Source organism: Rhodopirellula europaea 6C (assembly GCF_000338295.1).
Taxonomy (GTDB): Bacteria; Planctomycetota; Planctomycetia; order Pirellulales; family Pirellulaceae; genus Rhodopirellula; species Rhodopirellula europaea.
Window position 1 is genome coordinate 47,755 of the sequence record NZ_ANMO01000256.1, and the last position, 17,224, is coordinate 64,978.

General features: G+C 53.4%; 13 protein-coding genes. 8 read left to right on the top strand and 5 right to left on the bottom strand.

All coding sequences use genetic code 11. The features are described 5' to 3' along the window. The first annotated feature begins 113 nt into the window (after positions 1 to 113). From rbfA to RE6C_RS27025, 7 genes are all read left to right on the top strand, one after another. Complete coding sequence (gene rbfA / locus RE6C_RS26995) at positions 114 to 527, top strand: 30S ribosome-binding factor RbfA (RefSeq protein ID WP_008661811.1); 414 nt, start codon at positions 114 to 116, stop codon at positions 525 to 527. Positions 528 to 540: 13 nt separating this feature from the next. Then, complete coding sequence (locus RE6C_RS27000) at positions 541 to 1,839, top strand: hypothetical protein (RefSeq protein WP_008661812.1); 1,299 nt, start codon at positions 541 to 543, stop codon at positions 1,837 to 1,839. Positions 1,840 to 1,923: 84 nt separating this feature from the next. Then, positions 1,924 to 2,664 carry a YebC/PmpR family DNA-binding transcriptional regulator gene (locus RE6C_RS27005; RefSeq protein WP_039963587.1) on the top strand — a complete coding sequence of 247 codons (741 nt, stop codon included), beginning with the start codon at positions 1,924 to 1,926 and terminating at the stop codon, positions 2,662 to 2,664. Positions 2,665 to 2,702: 38 nt separating this feature from the next. Further along, the gene (locus tag RE6C_RS27010; RefSeq protein ID WP_008661814.1) at positions 2,703 to 4,013 is read left to right on the top strand and encodes a glycosyl hydrolase family 28-related protein; all 1,311 of its coding nucleotides are present in this window, start codon (positions 2,703 to 2,705) and stop codon (positions 4,011 to 4,013) included. Positions 4,014 to 4,285: 272 nt separating this feature from the next. Further along, positions 4,286 to 5,944: an efflux RND transporter periplasmic adaptor subunit gene (locus RE6C_RS27015; RefSeq protein WP_039963597.1), complete on the top strand. Its 1,659-nt coding sequence runs from the start codon at positions 4,286 to 4,288 to the stop codon at positions 5,942 to 5,944. Continuing rightward, positions 5,941 to 9,195: an efflux RND transporter permease subunit gene (locus RE6C_RS27020; RefSeq protein WP_008661818.1), complete on the top strand. Its 3,255-nt coding sequence runs from the start codon at positions 5,941 to 5,943 to the stop codon at positions 9,193 to 9,195. Before RE6C_RS27015 ends, RE6C_RS27020 begins: the two co-directional genes overlap by 4 nt. Before the next feature lie 61 nt (positions 9,196 to 9,256). Continuing rightward, complete coding sequence (locus RE6C_RS27025; RefSeq protein WP_236618558.1) at positions 9,257 to 10,237, top strand: tetratricopeptide repeat protein; 981 nt, start codon at positions 9,257 to 9,259, stop codon at positions 10,235 to 10,237. Positions 10,238 to 10,336: 99 nt separating this feature from the next. Here RE6C_RS27025 and RE6C_RS27030 read toward each other — a convergent pair whose 3' ends face one another. Next, a complete protein-coding gene (locus tag RE6C_RS27030; protein WP_008661822.1) occupies positions 10,337 to 11,833 on the bottom strand; it encodes a phosphate-selective porin O and P in 1,497 nt (498 codons plus the stop codon). 586 nt (positions 11,834 to 12,419) lie between these two features. Here RE6C_RS27030 and RE6C_RS27035 point away from each other — a divergent pair. Beyond that, positions 12,420 to 13,325, top strand: a complete 906-nt coding sequence (locus tag RE6C_RS27035) for an alpha/beta fold hydrolase (RefSeq protein ID WP_008661823.1) — start codon at positions 12,420 to 12,422, stop codon at positions 13,323 to 13,325. Positions 13,326 to 13,567: 242 nt separating this feature from the next. Here RE6C_RS27035 and RE6C_RS27040 read toward each other — a convergent pair whose 3' ends face one another. The 4 genes from RE6C_RS27040 to RE6C_RS27055 all read right to left on the bottom strand — a co-directional run. Continuing rightward, the gene (locus tag RE6C_RS27040) at positions 13,568 to 14,785 is read right to left on the bottom strand and encodes a methyl-accepting chemotaxis protein (RefSeq protein ID WP_008661825.1); all 1,218 of its coding nucleotides are present in this window, start codon (positions 14,783 to 14,785) and stop codon (positions 13,568 to 13,570) included. 45 nt (positions 14,786 to 14,830) lie between these two features. Further along, the gene (locus tag RE6C_RS27045) at positions 14,831 to 15,208 is read right to left on the bottom strand and encodes a response regulator (RefSeq protein ID WP_039963591.1); all 378 of its coding nucleotides are present in this window, start codon (positions 15,206 to 15,208) and stop codon (positions 14,831 to 14,833) included. Positions 15,209 to 15,258: 50 nt separating this feature from the next. Beyond that, entirely contained in the window at positions 15,259 to 15,774 is a 516-nt protein-coding gene (locus tag RE6C_RS27050) for a chemotaxis protein CheX (RefSeq protein WP_008661828.1), read from the bottom strand. 87 nt (positions 15,775 to 15,861) lie between these two features. Beyond that, on the bottom strand, positions 15,862 to 17,224 hold a 1,363-nt coding region (locus RE6C_RS27055; protein ID WP_173401839.1), incomplete at its 5' end, for an ATP-binding protein.

Below are 17,224 nucleotides of genomic sequence, written 5' to 3' on the forward strand. Positions count from 1 at the left end.
TCGTCAGCGACCATCACGGAATGAGTTCAGTCCAGCGGTCGATGCGGGCATCATTGCCCGCGTGACGTTTTTTCTGATGCGTTTGCTCGCTCCTCTCTGTTGAAGTTTGTCTTTTGTCCAGCCGACGTTTGCTCAAAGCCGCCGAAGCGATCCGCGAAGTGGTCGCGAATGCGATCGTGACCGAAGTCCGTGACCCACGTGTTCGTGACGTCACGGTCATTGGGGTCGAGGTTTCACCCGATATGCGCGAGGCCAAGGTCAAGGTCAGCGTGATGGGCGACGAGTCCCAGAAGAACCTGTCGCTGCGTGGACTGCAAAACTCAGCTGGGTTCCTGCAGAGCAAAATTGCCAACCGAATGGATACCCGCTACACGCCCAAGTTGCGGTTCGAGGTCGATCGCGGCCAAGAGAACGCGATGACGGTGAGCGAGATTCTTGCCCGGATTCAGCAAGAAAAAGAAGGCGCGACCGACGATCGTGACCAAAATGATTCTGGCGAAGACGCCACTCCCCACTCAAACGATTGATTACCGCATTTAGATGTCAGCCACTAACCGCGCGAAACTGATTACAAAGCTGCAAACAGCTTTGAAAAAACACTACGACGTGGCCCCCGCCACCCCGTCGCGTCCTCTCCTCGAACACGCGCTGTATGCCTGCCTGCTCGAAGATTGCCCCGCTGATTTGGCCGACGAAGGCCTCGCGAAGTTGGAGCAAGACTATTTCGATTGGAACGAAGTCCGCGTCACCACGGTGACTGAGTTGGCCGCCGTTCTGTCGAGTCTTCCAGATCCGAATAAAGCCGCTCAACGTTTGAAGTCCATTCTTCAAGCGATCTTTGAAGAGTTTTACAGCTTTGATTTGGATCACCTTAAAAAAGAAAACCTCGGCAAAGCCGTGGCGAAGTTTGAAGGCATGTCATCGATGACTCCCTTCGTTCTCAGCTACATCATTCAGCATGGACTCGGTGGTCACTCGATCCCAATCGATTACTCCGCCATGGTGGTGATGTTGGTCACCGGTATCGCTAGCCAAGCGGAAGCGTCCGATGGTCGCGTTCCAGGACTTGAACGAGCCGTGCCGAAGAGCAAAGGCGTTGAGTTCGCAGCTTTGATGCATCAACCAGCCGTGGCATTGTTGATGGATCCGAAGGACAAGACCGCTCGGACTTTCCTCGAATCGGTTGCCAAAGGCAGTTCGAAAGAGCTCGACGAATGGTTGACCAGCAAAGAAGAAGCGATCAAACGAGTGAAGGCTCGTAAGAAAGAAGAACGCGAAGCCGCCAAACAAGAAGCCGAAGCGGAAGCTGCTGAAGAAGCGGAAGCGAAGTCGGCCGTCTTGGTCAAGCGAAGCGCCAAGAAAGGCAGCCGCGTGACCAAGTCTTCGGTGCAGCAAAAGTCGGCTGCTGAACAAGCCGCTGAATCGCAGGCCCGTTTGGCTGCCGAAGCGAAGAAGGCAGAAGCCAAGGCTGCTGCCAGTGCCAAGTCGACCAAGAAAAAGGCGACAACGGACAAGTCCTCCAGTTCTGCCAAAAGCTCGACATCTGGCACCGCGAAGAAGTCCAGTAAGACGTCGGCTTCGAAGACGGCGTCCAAGTCGTCTGAAACGACCAAGTCCGCCGGAAAGAAATCGTCCAAGACTTCGACAACCAAGAAGGCTCCTGCGAAGAAGTCCGGCAGCAATGCCAAGCCAAGCAGCAGTGCGAAAGATTCAGCTCCGAAGAAGTCGGCTAAAAGGAAGTCAACGACCTCCGGCAAGTCTGCTTCGTCCGAGTCGACAAGTTCCACTGCTGGAAAGAAAGCCACCAACCGTAAATTGACCAAGCGGAAACCCCGCTGATCTCAGTGAGGATCGGTCCGAATCCGATGGACGCGATCGCACTCCAGTGAACAACGATTGATCCAAACCGGAAGGACAACACTCATGGCAGGTCACAGTAAATGGGCGAACATCCAGCACCGCAAAGGGCGTGTTGACGCTCAGCGGGGCAAGATGTGGAGCAAGCTCAGCAAGGCGATCATCGTTTCTGCAAAGATGGGCGGAGGTGATCCTTCGCTGAACATCCGATTGCGAAAAGCGATTGATGACGCCAAAGCGGTTTCGATGCCCAAGGACAACATCGAGCGTGCGATCAAGCGTGGCACTGGCGAGCTGGAAGGCGACGCCGTTGAAGAGGTCCTCTACGAGGGCTACGGGCCCGGCGGAGTCGCGGTGATGTGCTTGGCCATGACCGACAACCGAAACCGAACCGCACCCGAGTTGCGAACCATGTTTGGCAAATTCGGTGGAGAACTGGGGAAAACCGGTTGTGTCTCTTACTTGTTCGAACGCAAAGGCATCTTTGTCTTCGGTGAAGGTGCGGACGAAGAAAAGGTCACCGAACTCGCTCTCGAGAACGGAGCGGATGACGTCGAGGTCGATGAGGACGGCAAAGTCCAAGTGACTTGCAGTCCCGAAGCGTTCAGCGATTTGGAAGTCGCCTTTGACGAAGCGAAAATGGAAACCGAGGTCAGCGAAGTGACCCAGATCGCTTCCACCAACGTGGATCTGGACGAAAGTGTTTCGGGCAAGGTGTTGGCGTTGCTCGAAGCCTTGGATGACCACGACGACATTCAAACCGTCAGCACGAACGCAAACTTCCCGTCCGAGTCGGTTTCGGAATAGAACGTCTGTGTTCATCGCTTTCTTTGTAGGCGTCCACCATGCGAGATCGCATTCTCTTCTTCGGCATGGTGTTGACGCTTGGTTTGCTTCCGGTCGAGGATGCTCGATCGGATGATCCACCGGTTCCGAAAGTAGAAGCCCTCGGACCGAGTGAGCGATCATCCAGCACGTGGATCGTCGGTGATCACGTTCTTGAGAAGTCTCGTTCCATCAACGCCACCAATTTCGGTTTGAGTGCGGGCTCCGATTCAGACCAGTCCGTTGCGTTGGGGAAGGCGATCTCGCACGTCGCGAATTCACCCGGCATCGACACGGTTTATATTCCCTCCGGAACGTACCGGTTCTCTCGGCCAATCCAGTTGCGTTCGGGCGTCAACCTCATTGGTGATGGATTCGGCAAAACGATCTTGGAAGGCCGCAGGCTACGCTCATATCTGCTGAATGCGCGGCGGATCGACGAAAACAACGCCTTCGTCGCAGGACTGACGCTACGCAATCGATACCGCACCGTGGCGATGTATGATGTCAGTAACCTGCACTTTTATCATGTTGAGTTTGCGGGCGGAATCGTCCGGCTCGAAGGTTGTTCGGACATCTCGTTGGAAGGCAACTTGTTCCGAGACAATCTTGGTAAATCGGGCTACGCCAGCGACAACTGCGATCGCATTCGGATCGTCCACAACCGATTCGAGTCGATCGAAAACGGAAGCATCAATCTAAGTCGTCATCGCGATTGTTATGTGGCTTGGAATGAGATCACTGCGGAGAGTTTGTTGGAATCCGGGTACGCGGCGGTTCGCCTGCCGAATGATGCGATGAACAACCTGGTGGAGCACAATTTCATCGAGAACCACGGTCGTGGGATCTTTGTTTTGTCATCCTCGGAAAACAATGTCATCCGGGACAACGTTGTCCTCGGTTCGACCAAGCAGGGTGTGCTGATCCAATCGTCCGCCAATCGTTTGGAATCGAACGTGATCGTGGACGCGGGAGAGCAGTCCATTTATGTCGTGGACGCGGTCGCCAGTTCCTCGCCGACGCCATCGATCGCGGATCACAACCAACTCTTACGAAACCTGATCTATGACACTCGCTCTCAGCGCGGTGATCGCTTCATCGCGCTGAAGGTTTCGACGGATGGGAACACCGTCGTCGAAAACGTTGTCTCGAGCCAACACGGTCGCGAATTCAAAGCGATTCGGCCCGACGTCGGCAATGTCGAGCGTGACAACGAGTACCGACGCGATGTTGACCAGGATCGAGTTCGATCTTTGGAGCAATCCATTAAAGCACGGGTTGCAAAATATCTGATGTTGGATGGCCCTGGCAAAACCAGCGTTCAGGATTGATCGGACGGACGTTGAGATCAGTTGATGCTGGCGGCCCGCGATGAATGAATGAAGCGGGTTTCGTCGCAAATCTCGCCTAAACTGATTTTTTCGCGGAACATGAAATGCGTCTGCGGGTTTTAATGGACGTATGTGACTGCGGTGTTTGCTGCGCGGTTGTCTTTGACAGAAGAGCGTTCCAGATTTCCAGGACGTCAAAGCTATTTCCGATCGATCGATCCGGCTTCCAGCTGATTAGCGACCATGATCCACCCGTCTTTCCCGCAGATCGTATGACTCAAATACCCGACGTCCCATCTCTTCAGTCAGCTGCATCTGGATCGCGTCAATCGACTGACCTTGAGCCGAGTTCGGCTCCTGCTTCTGAGTTAGAGGCAAGCGAAAAGATGCCTTTAAACGGCAGCGAGTCTGGGATGACTTCCGATCTTTCTCGTTTGGCGAGTGGGGTTACAAATGAATCGTCGCCGCTCCACTTCACCATTAACCTGATTGTTTCAGTGGGTTTATTTGCTGCGGCAATCTACGGCTACACATTCTTAGGTGAACGTCAGCGGCCGCTGCGCAGCAAGCCGCCCAAGTCTCCCGTCACGATTGTCAGCACCGACGACCTTCGTTTTCATAGTGGACCCGTGGTGATCGATGTCAATGGAGTGGTCGTTCCATTGCGTGAGCTGCGATTGGCTGCTGAAGTTGCCGGCCGAGTGGTCGAGTTGTCTGAGAACGTTCGTGCCGGTCGAAAGGTCAAAAAAGGTCAGGTGCTGATCCGACTCGATTCGACTGAGTACGAGTTGGAAGTGAAGCGTTTGCAAGCTTTGGCTCAACAAGAAGCTGCTGAAGAAAACTCCGTCCAGGTTGGCATTGAGAACACTGTGGAGTTGCAGTCTTTGGCCCAGAAGCAACTCGAGATCGCTCGCCAAGAACGCGAACGAATCAACTCGCTCGTTGCCCAGCGGGCCGCATCCGCTTCCGAAGTAGACACCGCTCGCCGTGCTGAGTTGGCTGCAGACTCAGCCTTGGTGGAACTCGAAAACCGTCGGCGTGAACTGACTGCTCAGTTGCAGTTGGTAACGGAGAAACGATCGCTGACGCAAGTGTTATTAGAGCGGGCCAGGTTGGATCTGTCCCGCTGCGAGATCCAATCGCCAATCGACGGGCGCGTTGTGTCATCCGAAGTCGAGGAGCAATCGTTCCTGCCAACGGGGACTCCGTTTATTACGATCGAAGATACGTCAGCCGTCGAGGTTCGGGCGAGTCTTACCGCGGATCAGATGTTCTGGATTTGGAATAGTCGATCCGTTTTGTCGACCTTGGCTGCGAGCGATCCTGATCAGGCGGGAACGGCGGTCTCTGATGCCGACCGTATCAATTCGGCGGTGTCGGCGACGATCTCCAGTGTTTTTGGAACGGAATCCCATCAATGGTCAGCGGTCTTCGAACGCCTCGATGGAGTCGGCATCGATGTTAATACCCGGACTTATCCATGTCTCTTCCGGGTGGAGTCCCCTGAGTCATCCTTGGAAGGAAGTTCGAGTCGGCAATTGACCCGCGGGATGTTTGTTGACGTTTCGATCGAAACTCAACCTAATCAGCTCCTCTTTCGTGTGGCTGAGTCGGCAGTTCGACCCGGCAACCGGCTTTGGCTAAACGTTGATGGAAAGCTACGTATCGTACCCATCACGATTGTCAGTCGGGCTGGTGATGACGTCGTCGTTCAAGTTCAACCTGAACTTGATCATCTGTGCACTTTGGCATCGACTCGAATCATCGTCTCGCCCATCAGCGATCCGATCGAAGGAATGCCTGTGGGCGCGCAAACGCCATCCAATGCAGAAGCGGGACCAGACAAAACAGGGCAATCTGCTTCGCCGGCGATTGGCGATGCGACGTCGAATTCCAATCAAACGAACTCAAGCTTGCGGGCTGACGGATGAAAGCTCTGATTGCTTGGTCTGTCAAAAACTGGCAGGCGATGAACGTTGTGATGGTTGGTGTGCTGTTGTTGGGGGCGTTCAGCCTGTCGCAGTTGCGTCGAGATTTTTGGCCTGACTTTGAGCTGTATGTGCTGTCGATATCGGTCGAATATCCCGGTGCCAGCCCTGACGAAATTGAAGAAGGCATTCTGGAAAAGATTGAAGAAGCGGTTCGCACCGTCGATGGCGTCGATGAGATGACGTCTTTGGCACGCGAAGGCATGGGGACGGTCACCCTGGAACTGGATCCGGATGCGAATCAAGCCGATGCCCAGCGTGTGCTAACGGAAGTCACCACGTTGATCGGACAAATTCCCAGCTTTCCCGAGCTGGCCGAAAAGCCTGACATCCGGATGAACACGAAGTTTGTGACCGCGATTCGAGTGGCGGTGATGGGGCCAAAGGTGCCTGAGTTCTCGGATGTCGCCGGCGAGGATGAATCGAGTTCTAGCGATGTGACACGCGGGCCTCCGTTCGATCACGCGGAAGCCAAAGCGGAAGCGGCGATTGCTCTTCGCCGCGTCGCGGAACAAATTCGCGAAGAGATTCTCGCGTTGCCGGCGGTGTCCGTTGCGGATTTGGTCGGAACACCCGACTATCAAATTGACATCGAGATCCCTGAAGACACGCTTCGCAAATATAACTTGTCATTGCAGAGCGTTGCTCAGATCGTACGTGCAAACAACGTGGAACTTCCCGGCGGAACCCTTCGCGGCCGATCGCAGGAGGTGCTGCTTCGCGGGAGTGACAAGAGTTCGGTTGGGGCCGGGATCGAAGAAATTCCGCTGGTGAGCCAGCCAGGTGGCGCTGTGTTGACTGTTGGAGATCTCGGTCGCGTTCGTGATGAGTTCTCGGTCGAAGGAAGCATCAACGAAGTCAATGGTCATCCTGCTGTATTGGTTTCAATTGAAACGACCAGTGCCGATGACCTGATTCAGGTTGCGGAAGAAGTTCGGCAGTTCGTTGCGGATGGCAGTGATGCACTGCCAAACGGCTACTCATTGATTGCGATGCGCGATCGCTCGACCAGCGTCAAAAATCGACTCAATCTGCTGAGCAAGAACGCTTGGATGGGCTTGGTTCTTGTGTTTATCGTCCTGGCTTTGTTCCTGGAAATGCGATTGGCGTGGTGGGTGATGCTCGGCATTCCCATTTCGTTGTTGGGCGCATGCATCTACATGCACTTCGGCGGACATACACTCAACATGACTTCCATGTTCGCGTTTTTGATCGCGCTGGGGATTGTTGTCGACGACGCGATCGTGGTTGGCGAGAACATCTATGCGCATCGCGAAATGGGAAAGAGCTATCACCAAGCTGCCATCGACGGGGCGTATGAGGTGATGCCGTCCGTGATCACCGCGATTCTAACGACGGTGATTGCGTTCGCGCCGATCATGTACATGGAAGGCCGAATCAAACGATTGACCGTCGTTTTACCGATGTGTGTCGGGGCGATGTTGATCATCTCGATGTTCGAAAGTTTGACCATCCTGCCGTCGCACCTGTCACACAAACGCAGTCGATTCTTGGATGTGGTGACGTACTTGTTGATGCCTTTGCGTCCATTGGCGTGGTTGCTTCAAAAAGCAAACGCGGGGATGTCGAAGCTTTTGACCAAATGCATTGATCGGATCTACACACCGATCTTGGGGTGGTCGCTTAGGAACCCTGCTATTGTCCTGTCGACGCTTGCTGGTCTGTTGATTTTGTCGGTGGGAGTCGTTCGGTCGGGAATGGTTCCGTTTCTATTGCTGCCGAAGATTGACTTTGGTTTCATCACTGTGCAGGTGACTTACCCTGACGGAACGCCGGTGAATGTCACCAATGCGGCGACAAAGCGTTTGGAAGAAGCGATCTGGAAAGTCAATCAGCGGTCGATCGACGAAAAGATGACGGCTGACCCTGGTGGGTTTGTGCAAGCGGTTCAAAGAACCGTCGGTTCATCGGGCGACGAGGTAGGCAGCAGCATTGCCGGACACGTTGGCGGTTTGTTCATCCAACTCAATGACATTGGTGAACGAACGGTATCGAGTGATGAAATCGTGCAAATGTGGCGAGAGGAATCGGGGCGATTTCCTGGAGCCGAAGCCGTTGCTTTTGGCGCGACGCCCCGTGGACCTGCATCTCTGCCCATCGAGCTGAGGTTGATGGCGACCGGTGAGAACCTGGCGATGCTGGACGCCGCGATCGAGCGATGCAAGGCAAAGCTGGGTGAGTACCCCTATGTCTCTGATATTGCAACGGACACACGCCAAGGCAAATGGGAATACCGCATCAAGGTTCGCGACGATGCGAAAGCGATGGGCGTTTCACTGGCCGATGTAGCGGGGACCGTCCGAGCATCGTACTACGGTGAAGAGGTCATGCGATTGCAGCGGGGACGCCACGAAGTGCCCCTGCGAGTTCGCTACCCTCGTGAGGATCGCAACACATTGGTCAGCTTCAACGACATTCGCGTTCGAGGCACGGATCGTATGGAGAGGCCACTCAGCGAAATTGTCAAAGTCGATGTGCAACGGGGATACTCCGAGATCAGTCGGGTCAACCAAATGCGTAGTATTTCAGTGGTGGCCGATGTCGACGAAACTCGCGGCAATGCGTTCAACGTCGTGTCCGATCTCAAAGCGAACTTCGTTTCAGAATTCCGAAAGGAGTTTCCTGGAGTTCAGTTGCAGTGGGGCGGACAACAGGAGCAGACCGATGAGACGGTCAATAGTTTGGTGGTGGGGTTTGTGTTCGTTTTGGGTGCGATGTTCCTGTTGCTGACAATCCAGTTCAATTCGAGTTGGCAAGCGATTCTAATCCTTTCGATCATTCCGTTTGGTTTCATCGGAGCCATCTTGGGTCACATCGTGATGAACATCGATCTGACGTTATTCAGCATCTTTGGAATTGTGGCACTCGCTGGAGTGGTTGTGAACGACTCGATTGTGCTGGTTGACTTTATCAATCGTCGTGTGGCCGATGGCTTGCCGCTTCACGAAGCGATCATCGACGGCGGACGACGTCGCTTTCGAGCCGTTTTGCTGACGTCGGTGACCACATGCGCCGGAATGATGCCGATCCTGCTGGAGCGATCCAAGGAAGCCCAAGTGGTCTCACCGATGGCGACCAGCCTCACCTTCGGGCTTGCACTCAGCACCCTCGTCGTATTGATTCTGGCCCCGGTGATGTATCTAGTTGTCGCGAAGCTTTCCCCGCCTCAGTAGGATGCAGCAGATCAGGTAAGCCGCAAACAGATTTCTTGTGAGTGAGATGGGAGTGGTGGGGATGGCGTCGGATGTTCAAAAATTGGCAATGCAGGGTCGGCGATTGACACCGGAAGAGGTCGCTGAGCTCGAAAAGAAGGTGGCTGACCAACCGGCGGACATTGATTCTCGAACCAAGCTATTAGGGTATTACTTTCTCTGCCGGCGTGAGCAGCCTGGTGCAGAGGAAACGCATCAGCGACACGTGCGGTGGTTGATTGAGAATGCACCGGAGGCCGAGATCATGGGGACGCCCTTTGTCACAATCGACCGAATCTTGCAACCGGATGCTTATGATGCAGCGAAGAAGGCTTGGATCAAGGCAACGGATGATTTGCCTGAAAGTCCAGCGGTTCTTCGCCATGCTGCACGTTACTCTTTGCTTCACGATCGTGATTTGTCAACAACGTTGTTGCAGAGAGGCAAACGATTGGCTCCAAATGATCCCGAGTGGTCTTCCGCTGTGGGCCAATTGTATTCCTTGGGAATGATCTCGCTTTCCGAGGGGCCCGAACGGAAGGACCTTGCAATCAAATCGTTTGGCGAGTTCCAATCCGCTTATCGACTCTCGGGGCCAATGGAGCAAGAGTTTCTACTGCAAAGTTTGGCCAAGGTTGCCTTCGAAGCCGGGGACATCGACGCGGCAGCAACCTATGCCAAGGAGATGCTCCAAGTCGCTGAGTCCGGACGAAATCGAGGAAACCATCTCCATCATGGGAATTTGATCCTGGGTCGCGTGGCACTCTTCAACGGCGACGTGGAAGAAGCGAAATCGTATCTGCTTCGGGCCGGCCAAACGCCAGGTTCTCCTCAGTTGAAATCGTTCGGGCCCAACATGGTTTTGGCGAAAGCATTGCTGGAGGTGGGGCAAAAGAACGTGGTTCTGGAGTACTTCGAACTGTGCGAAGAGTTTTGGGAAATGTCTCGTGGAAGATTGATTCAATGGGCCGACCTCGTGAAAGCCGACCGCGTTCCTGAGTTTGGTGGCAATTTGGCGTACTGATTGGAAGGTGAACCACTGGCGTTCGCCATGATTCCCAGGCACAAACAGGCGAATACCGGAAAAGGTTGCCGTTCACCCACTGCGACGAAGCTTTGCGGCTCAAAAGAAGGTCCACAACTGGGACCGGAACAGGGTGCCGCTTTCTCCCGCGACATAACCCGTTCGCGATTGCTGTGCGGGTGAATCGTCGATGGAAGTCACGTCAAACGTGAATCGAGCGGATCGCTTGTTGAACAAGTACCAGTTGAACCCAGCCGAAATTTCGTCGCCGCTGCCGTATTCCCCGTTCACCTGGGATCCACGTGCAAACAGTTCCAGCGTTTGCGGAATGACAAACACGCCGCTTTGAACGAAGAATCCCTGGTCGAATTGCGAGGGAAGCATGGTGCCGGTATCGCCTTCGATGTTGCGAAGCCACCTCAGGAACACTTCGCTGCTGAAGCTGAATCCTCGCCGTTTCATCCCGAAGTGTGCGGAGTACAACCAGATATCAAAGGCATTCACCGTCACTCCGGGAGCGATCGCATTGGGTTCGATCAGGCGAGTTCCGTCGCTGAGTCGAATGACGGTTTGCTCGGCCGCGGGGTCAGCGTTGCTGCTGCTGGCGTTTCTGGTTTGAGTCAGTCCATGCCCCAATCGAAATGCCAATGACGGGTGGTTCTCGATGTCTGAGAAACCGTGCCCGAACTCTTCCAATGGTTCCCACCACGAGAGGGCGGAATAGGCGAGTTGCGTGTCGAGTTCGGATGCTTGCAGTGAAAGTGTGTTGAAGCCGTTCCCGACCAGCACGTGGTATGAGACGTCGTCGGTCAGTTTGCCTTTGGCCCACATACCCGCTGTGATGGACGGTCGAAAGAATGTTGTCGCCATCGTTCGGTCGGCACCGAGCGTGTACCGAGATGTTTCGGTCCATTCCCAGGTTCCTGGCAGTTTGCCAAGCCCAAGGTAGATCGAAAGCCGATCGGACATCCGAAACGAAATCCAACCCAACAGTAACTGGATGGGATTGGAGGTGACGGTGCTGTAGTCGATGTTGGAATAGAACCGCAGGTCCTCGTCAAACGCATACCCGGAAAACACCAGCCGACCTCGGTTGATGTTGAAGTCGTTCCGGTTGTTGATCTCGCGAATGTTTCCGGCAGCGTCGACCGACGTGGCTTCTTCACGAGAAAAACCCGTGTAGCGAAACTGATTGTGTAGTCCAACAGTTAACTCGAAGGGCGATTCCTGAGGGTCCCGGGGACGCCACGTCCAACCAGAGTCATAGATTCCATCGTGCGTGGATTGGTCTGCGATTGGCAGACGCCGGTGTGGCATCTCGTCGCCCGTTGCTCGGGGCGGTGTGACCCCATTTGAGGAGTCAGCCTGCATGTCCGCGACGATCGCTTCCAACTCGCGAATTCGCGTGATGACGCCGGATACGTCGCTTTGACGGATGCTGTTTTCGAAGGGAACGACGAGCGTTGGGACCGAAGAACGCTCTTCGACGAGACCGGCAGTCTCATCTCCTGCGATGGAAGTAGACGCTGGACAAACCACGGTCAGTGCTAGCACTGTCAAACAGTGGACGGCGGAGTGGTGCCAGCGGATATCCATTGAAAAGACTTGCCCAAACTAGAAGACGTTGTCTCGTTTATCGTCTTTTCTGCTTGAGAGGGTTACGTCAATTGCAGGAAATTTGCGGGAATGAGCCAATAATCGTCCGTCAAGATGGCGCACCGAAACCGCCAGTTGAACGGGCACGCTCGTTGTGGTTCCCGAAAGTTCGGTCATCGAAGGCTGGTGCTTCGTGAAGAACTTTGGATATCCGCTTGTTCCCAGCATCGGGGAGAAGCGATTGTCGTTGCATACACCGCCGGACATATGATTTCTACTGAACCGAGTGATTGATAATCAACGCTTGACTTTCGCTGTCTGCTACGCAGGTGCCGTCACAAACGAACGAAACCGGAAATTGTTTCCTTCTGGTATCCGTCGTGGCTGCCATGCTGACTCCAGATACGCGACCGACTTCCCCACCTCGGATTCAATGCGGTGAGTAGAGAAGACACTCGACCTTAGGTTCGTGTATTCTCGCATAGAAAAGAACAGGACAAACTCGATTGTTCCTGTTCCTCGATAATCATTTGAAGTCTCGGGAACGCCCGACTTTGTCGCTCCTCTCACACTTTCGTCGCCGAACATGTTTGCCCAATACGATCCTCCCGCATTCAAATCATTCTGTCTGGTGATCGCTCTCGGTTTCGCCTCCCACGCCTGGGGCGCGGGAGACGAAATAAGCCGATCAGGAAACAAGTCCACTGTTGCGGCATCCGATGGTAATCCCGCTGATCGCCTCATCGATCAGCCTGGAGTTCAGGTTTCTGTCAGTGATTTCCATGGGTTTGTTCAACATGAATTTGAGATCGACGGGGTGCCTTGCAGGTTGGTCAGCCCCGCCACGCCAGCACCGAAGGCACCATGGATTTGGCGGGCTCGGTTTTGGGGCCACGAACCGCAACTCGACGTGGCGTTGTTGAAACAAGGGTGGCACGTTTGCTACTGCGACGTCGCGGATCTATATGGCAACGAAACCGCCATCAAGCGTTGGGATCAGTTCTATCGTTTGAGCCAGCAAATCGGTCTGCATTCCAGTCCACTATTGGAGGGAATGAGCCGCGGCGGTCTAATTGTAATGCGTTGGGCGTCGGTCAACCCGGAGCGAGTCAGCGGGATCTATGTCGACAACGCGGTGATGGATATTCGGTCCTGGCCGGGAGGCAAAGGCGTTGGAAGAGGAGCACCAAAAGCTTGGCAAACATGCCTCGACGCCTACCAGATGACCGATGAACAAACAGAGGTGTTCGAGGATGGGCCGCTGCACCAGCTTTCCGAACTTGTTCAAGCTGGAGTACCAATTTTCGCAATGATCAACGAAGCGGATCTTATCGTTCCACCAAGCGAAAATAGCGATATTCTAATTCAACGCTATCGCGAGCTCGGCGGTTTGATCCAAGTGCTCCGGCGACCTGGATTAGAGCATCATCCGCATTCACTGAAAGATCCTGCTCCATTGGTTAATTTTGCAACGCAAGCAATTGCGAAGTGAGGGGAATCGGATCCCATTCGCGACTTGATGGAATGCTTTCAATTGCAGGTCCGAGCCCGATGATTTCGCTCACCGTGAATGCAATGCACATGGACCGTGCCTGTTCCGAAGTGCACTGTTCCGAAGCTCTTTGTATCTGCGGTAACCGGTCGGTCAAAACCGTTCTCGAAGACCAATCCGAAGAATGGCAAAACGCTGATGCATCTGGAATTTGTGCTGCTGCGATCGCAAAGGTCGCTATTTCAGAAAAGCTCCACTTCGCCTGCATCACGTTCCAAGGTTCCATCTCCTCCGATATGATCAATGTAAGATTCTGGCTCCCGTTCATCGCAGGTGCCGGTGTCGATGATGCTTTGCAGCTTTTTGACCTTGTGAAGAGTGCGACGCAGATCCTGCGCCAGCGGATCCTGAAATTGAAGCTCTGACAATGCCAATTGTGAACGACTCGTCAATTGTTCGTTGCTGCTACTGATCTGATCCAAGGTCCCGGAAAGCGAGTCCATCAGGAGTCGGGTACGATCCTCAAGCTCGGCAACTTCTGAAGCAAGATCATGCGAAAATTCGCTGAGGCTGTCTTGCATCTCAATCGTGTCGTGTCGAAACCGCGACATCATCTCAGCAACCGAATCGACGGAAGCATCAATTGAATCATTGGCGTTTTTAGTTTCCATTGAGAAAACCTTCATCTGTTGTGCAACAACAGAGAACGCTTGACCTGCTTGCCCAAGCCTTGCGGCCTCAATCTGCGCGTTGATTGCTAGGATCTTGCTGCCAACTACGATGTCCTGGATCTTCGAGATACTGCATTCCATGTTTCTTACCCGTGACTGCGACTCTTCTGCGAGTACGGTCTGTCGACGGAAAAACTCTTCTGTTTTTTGAACAAACAATTGAATGCTGCGACGTTGGTTCTCCAGCAATGACGCAATCGATGTAGCTTCGTCTGCACCGATCAATTCATCATGTGAGTGGCTTGCACTTCGTCCGAGCACCTCACCGAGAGAGCTGACAGCGGCCTCGTTATTGTTCTTGGCAATCTCAAATAGCGATGAAATCTGGTTGCCGATTGCAAGTACTGCGCGTTCCGTAATTTCATTGGCGCTGTCGAGGCTCTGCACGATTTGGTCAGTAATTGCTTGACTGAGAGCCCCGTATTTTTCCGCCGTTCCTGAACCGGACGCATTGCCTGTTCGGTATGTGTCCGATTGTGTCTCAACGTCAGTCGAAGATGCATTTTCGCAATGTTCAAATGCATCCGATACCAACCCGCACGGAGCATCGGAATCACTGGTGTGAGCAGTTTGTCGAACGATTTCCGCCAATGCAGACAATGATCCGACGGGACATAGCAGGTCATTGCCGTCTGGCGTCATTCGACAACCTATGTCCGTAAGCCTCTTTTCGATTGGATTGTCGAGGCAATCCAAGCTACCCACTGATTGTTGGTAGTGATCAATCATAATTCCCCAGTGCCCCGTGCTATTTTAGTTTTCGATCGCCCTCGATTAGCCCACGCAGGTTGCGGTAAGCTTTTCGACGGCAGCGATCAAGAGGTTGGCTTTGAATGGTTTCACGATCCAACCTTTGGCTCCGTATTGTTTGGCCTGGGTGATAAGTTCTTTAGCGCCTTCGGTCGTCAGCATGACGATCGGCAAGTCGGCATTCGCCGGATTCGCTTTCACTTTTTGAACCATTTCGATTCCGTTCATATTTGGCATGTTCACATCGCAAATGACACAGTCAATTCCACCCTGCTCAATGCGGTTGAAGCCTTGCACGCCGTCGACTGCCTCGACAACGTTGAAGCCGCTTTGCTTGAGGGTCGCACCAACTTGTTGACGGACACTTGCGGAATCGTCGACAACTAAAACTGTAGCACTCATGGAAACACTCACTTTTTGGGTTGATAAGCTAAAAAGAAATTGGAAAGGTCCTAGAACAACTCGAGGCTGCCTTCTTCGGAAGCTGGAGTCGATTCACATTCATTCAACTCAAGGTCGTCATCGATCTTGAGAGTGATTTGAGCGATGGCCGAACCACCATCGAAGTGGGCGGTCAAAGCAAACGTTTTTGCAGAAGTCGAGCTCAATTGGATGTAGCGTCCTTCCACCGTAGTCGGAGTGCTGAGGTGAGGCAAAACGCCGTAGTTGGCTAGTTTGTTTTTGAACCGACCTCCCAGTTGATTGGCAAGTTCGCCCAGCCAATCTGGAATGCACTCGGGGGTGACGTTCGCAAGCTTCAATGCCGCATCCGCTGATGTCACCAACGCGACGGACGCCGAAAACTCGGGGCACGACAGTCCAATGATCGAAGTCATGTTTGCCTCGATTTCATCGTCTAGGCAACGTTCGATTTTGGGTGGCTCATTCTGGTAGCACTGAATCAGTTCACTGAATGACTCCCAGAAGTCTTCCTGCAACGTCTCTTCTGTTGATAATTGGGTTCGCATTGCTTTTTCTCTCTGGTTGTGAAGTGTTGAAAGTGGCTAGGGACGTCCTAGCATCAGATGACGTGGTGAAAACCAAGTTCTTCTTGCCTAAGCTTCACACCCACTGGTAAGTGACTCCAGGCAATTGCTAATTCCATAGGACGCGAGCAGTTCATGGGTTTCGGGGGCCATCTTTTCGATTGGGAATGAGAACCGGAATTCAGTTCCTTCGCCACGACGGCTGATGACCTGGATGCTTCCGTCCAGGGATTCGCAAGCCTCCTTGAGGGCTCCCATGCCAACGCCACGTCCGCTCGTGTCCGTTACCTCGGCCGCCGTGCTAACACCATCAGCAAACAACACGTCAACCAGATCTTCGTTCGATTTCACTTGAATCCCACGTTCTTCCGCAACTTCTCTGATGCGATCCCAGTCAATTCCCTTTCCATCATCAGCGATCGATACGACGTACCGGTCATCTGTGCAGATAGTTTTCAGTGTCAGATGCCCGGCCGTGGACTTTCCTGCGAGATTGCGGTCTTCCATCGATTCCAGACCGTGATCAACCGAGTTGCGAACCACGTGAACCAACGCTCCCCAGAATCCCGACCAGTTGTTTGATTCAGTTCGCAGTCCGTTGTCCTGAATGGAGACGTTGATATCTCCTTTGCCCAATTGCGACGCTAAGCGTTTCGCTTGCTCTGAGATGCGTTTCAAACGCTGTTGGGTAGGTTCCAAGGGCCAGACCGCGACACGCATGGCGATTGCGTCATGAGATTCGCCATTCAAGAGACCAAGTAGAAGGTTGTTGTATCGTTTATCACTGAGTCTCAATTCGTTGGATTCGTCACTTACCAATCGGCGTAAATTTCCGCGTGCGGTAGCCCAACAGCTGAACAATTTCGTCCATGCTGGACTATCGGGAGATTGGCCGGTATCAGCGATATGATCTTCAATGATATGACAGGCATCGGCAAGCCGACTCATCCCGAAGATTGCCGCGTTTCCCTTAAGCGTATGAACACGACGTTTCAGAAGTACCATGTCATCGCGTGACTCATTTCGCAATGACTCGATGATGGCTTCAGCTTCTTGGAAGAACTCGAGAAAGCCAGATCGATCAATCGAAATTCGTTCAATCATCGTCATCATTTCTCGGCTTTCTGCTTCAAGCTTCTGACGCTCTACTTCGGCAGTGATATTTGTTACGACAACCGCGAGTCCGGCTAGTTCATCGTCCTTTTCAATGGGGCTGTACTGGATCGAAAGATTTTGCTTGTTTACTACGATTTGCGACGGTAGCTGATCAATCGTCACGTCGATGGGAAGAAAACCATCAAAGACGTCATCGAGTCCCAGTTCGAGCCAGTCTGCGGCCTTGTCATCGAAGCGGCGTAACACATCAACTAAGGTTTCGGAAGATTCTATCTCACCAAACATCTCGTCGACCGCGGCAGAACGTTCTTCTGAG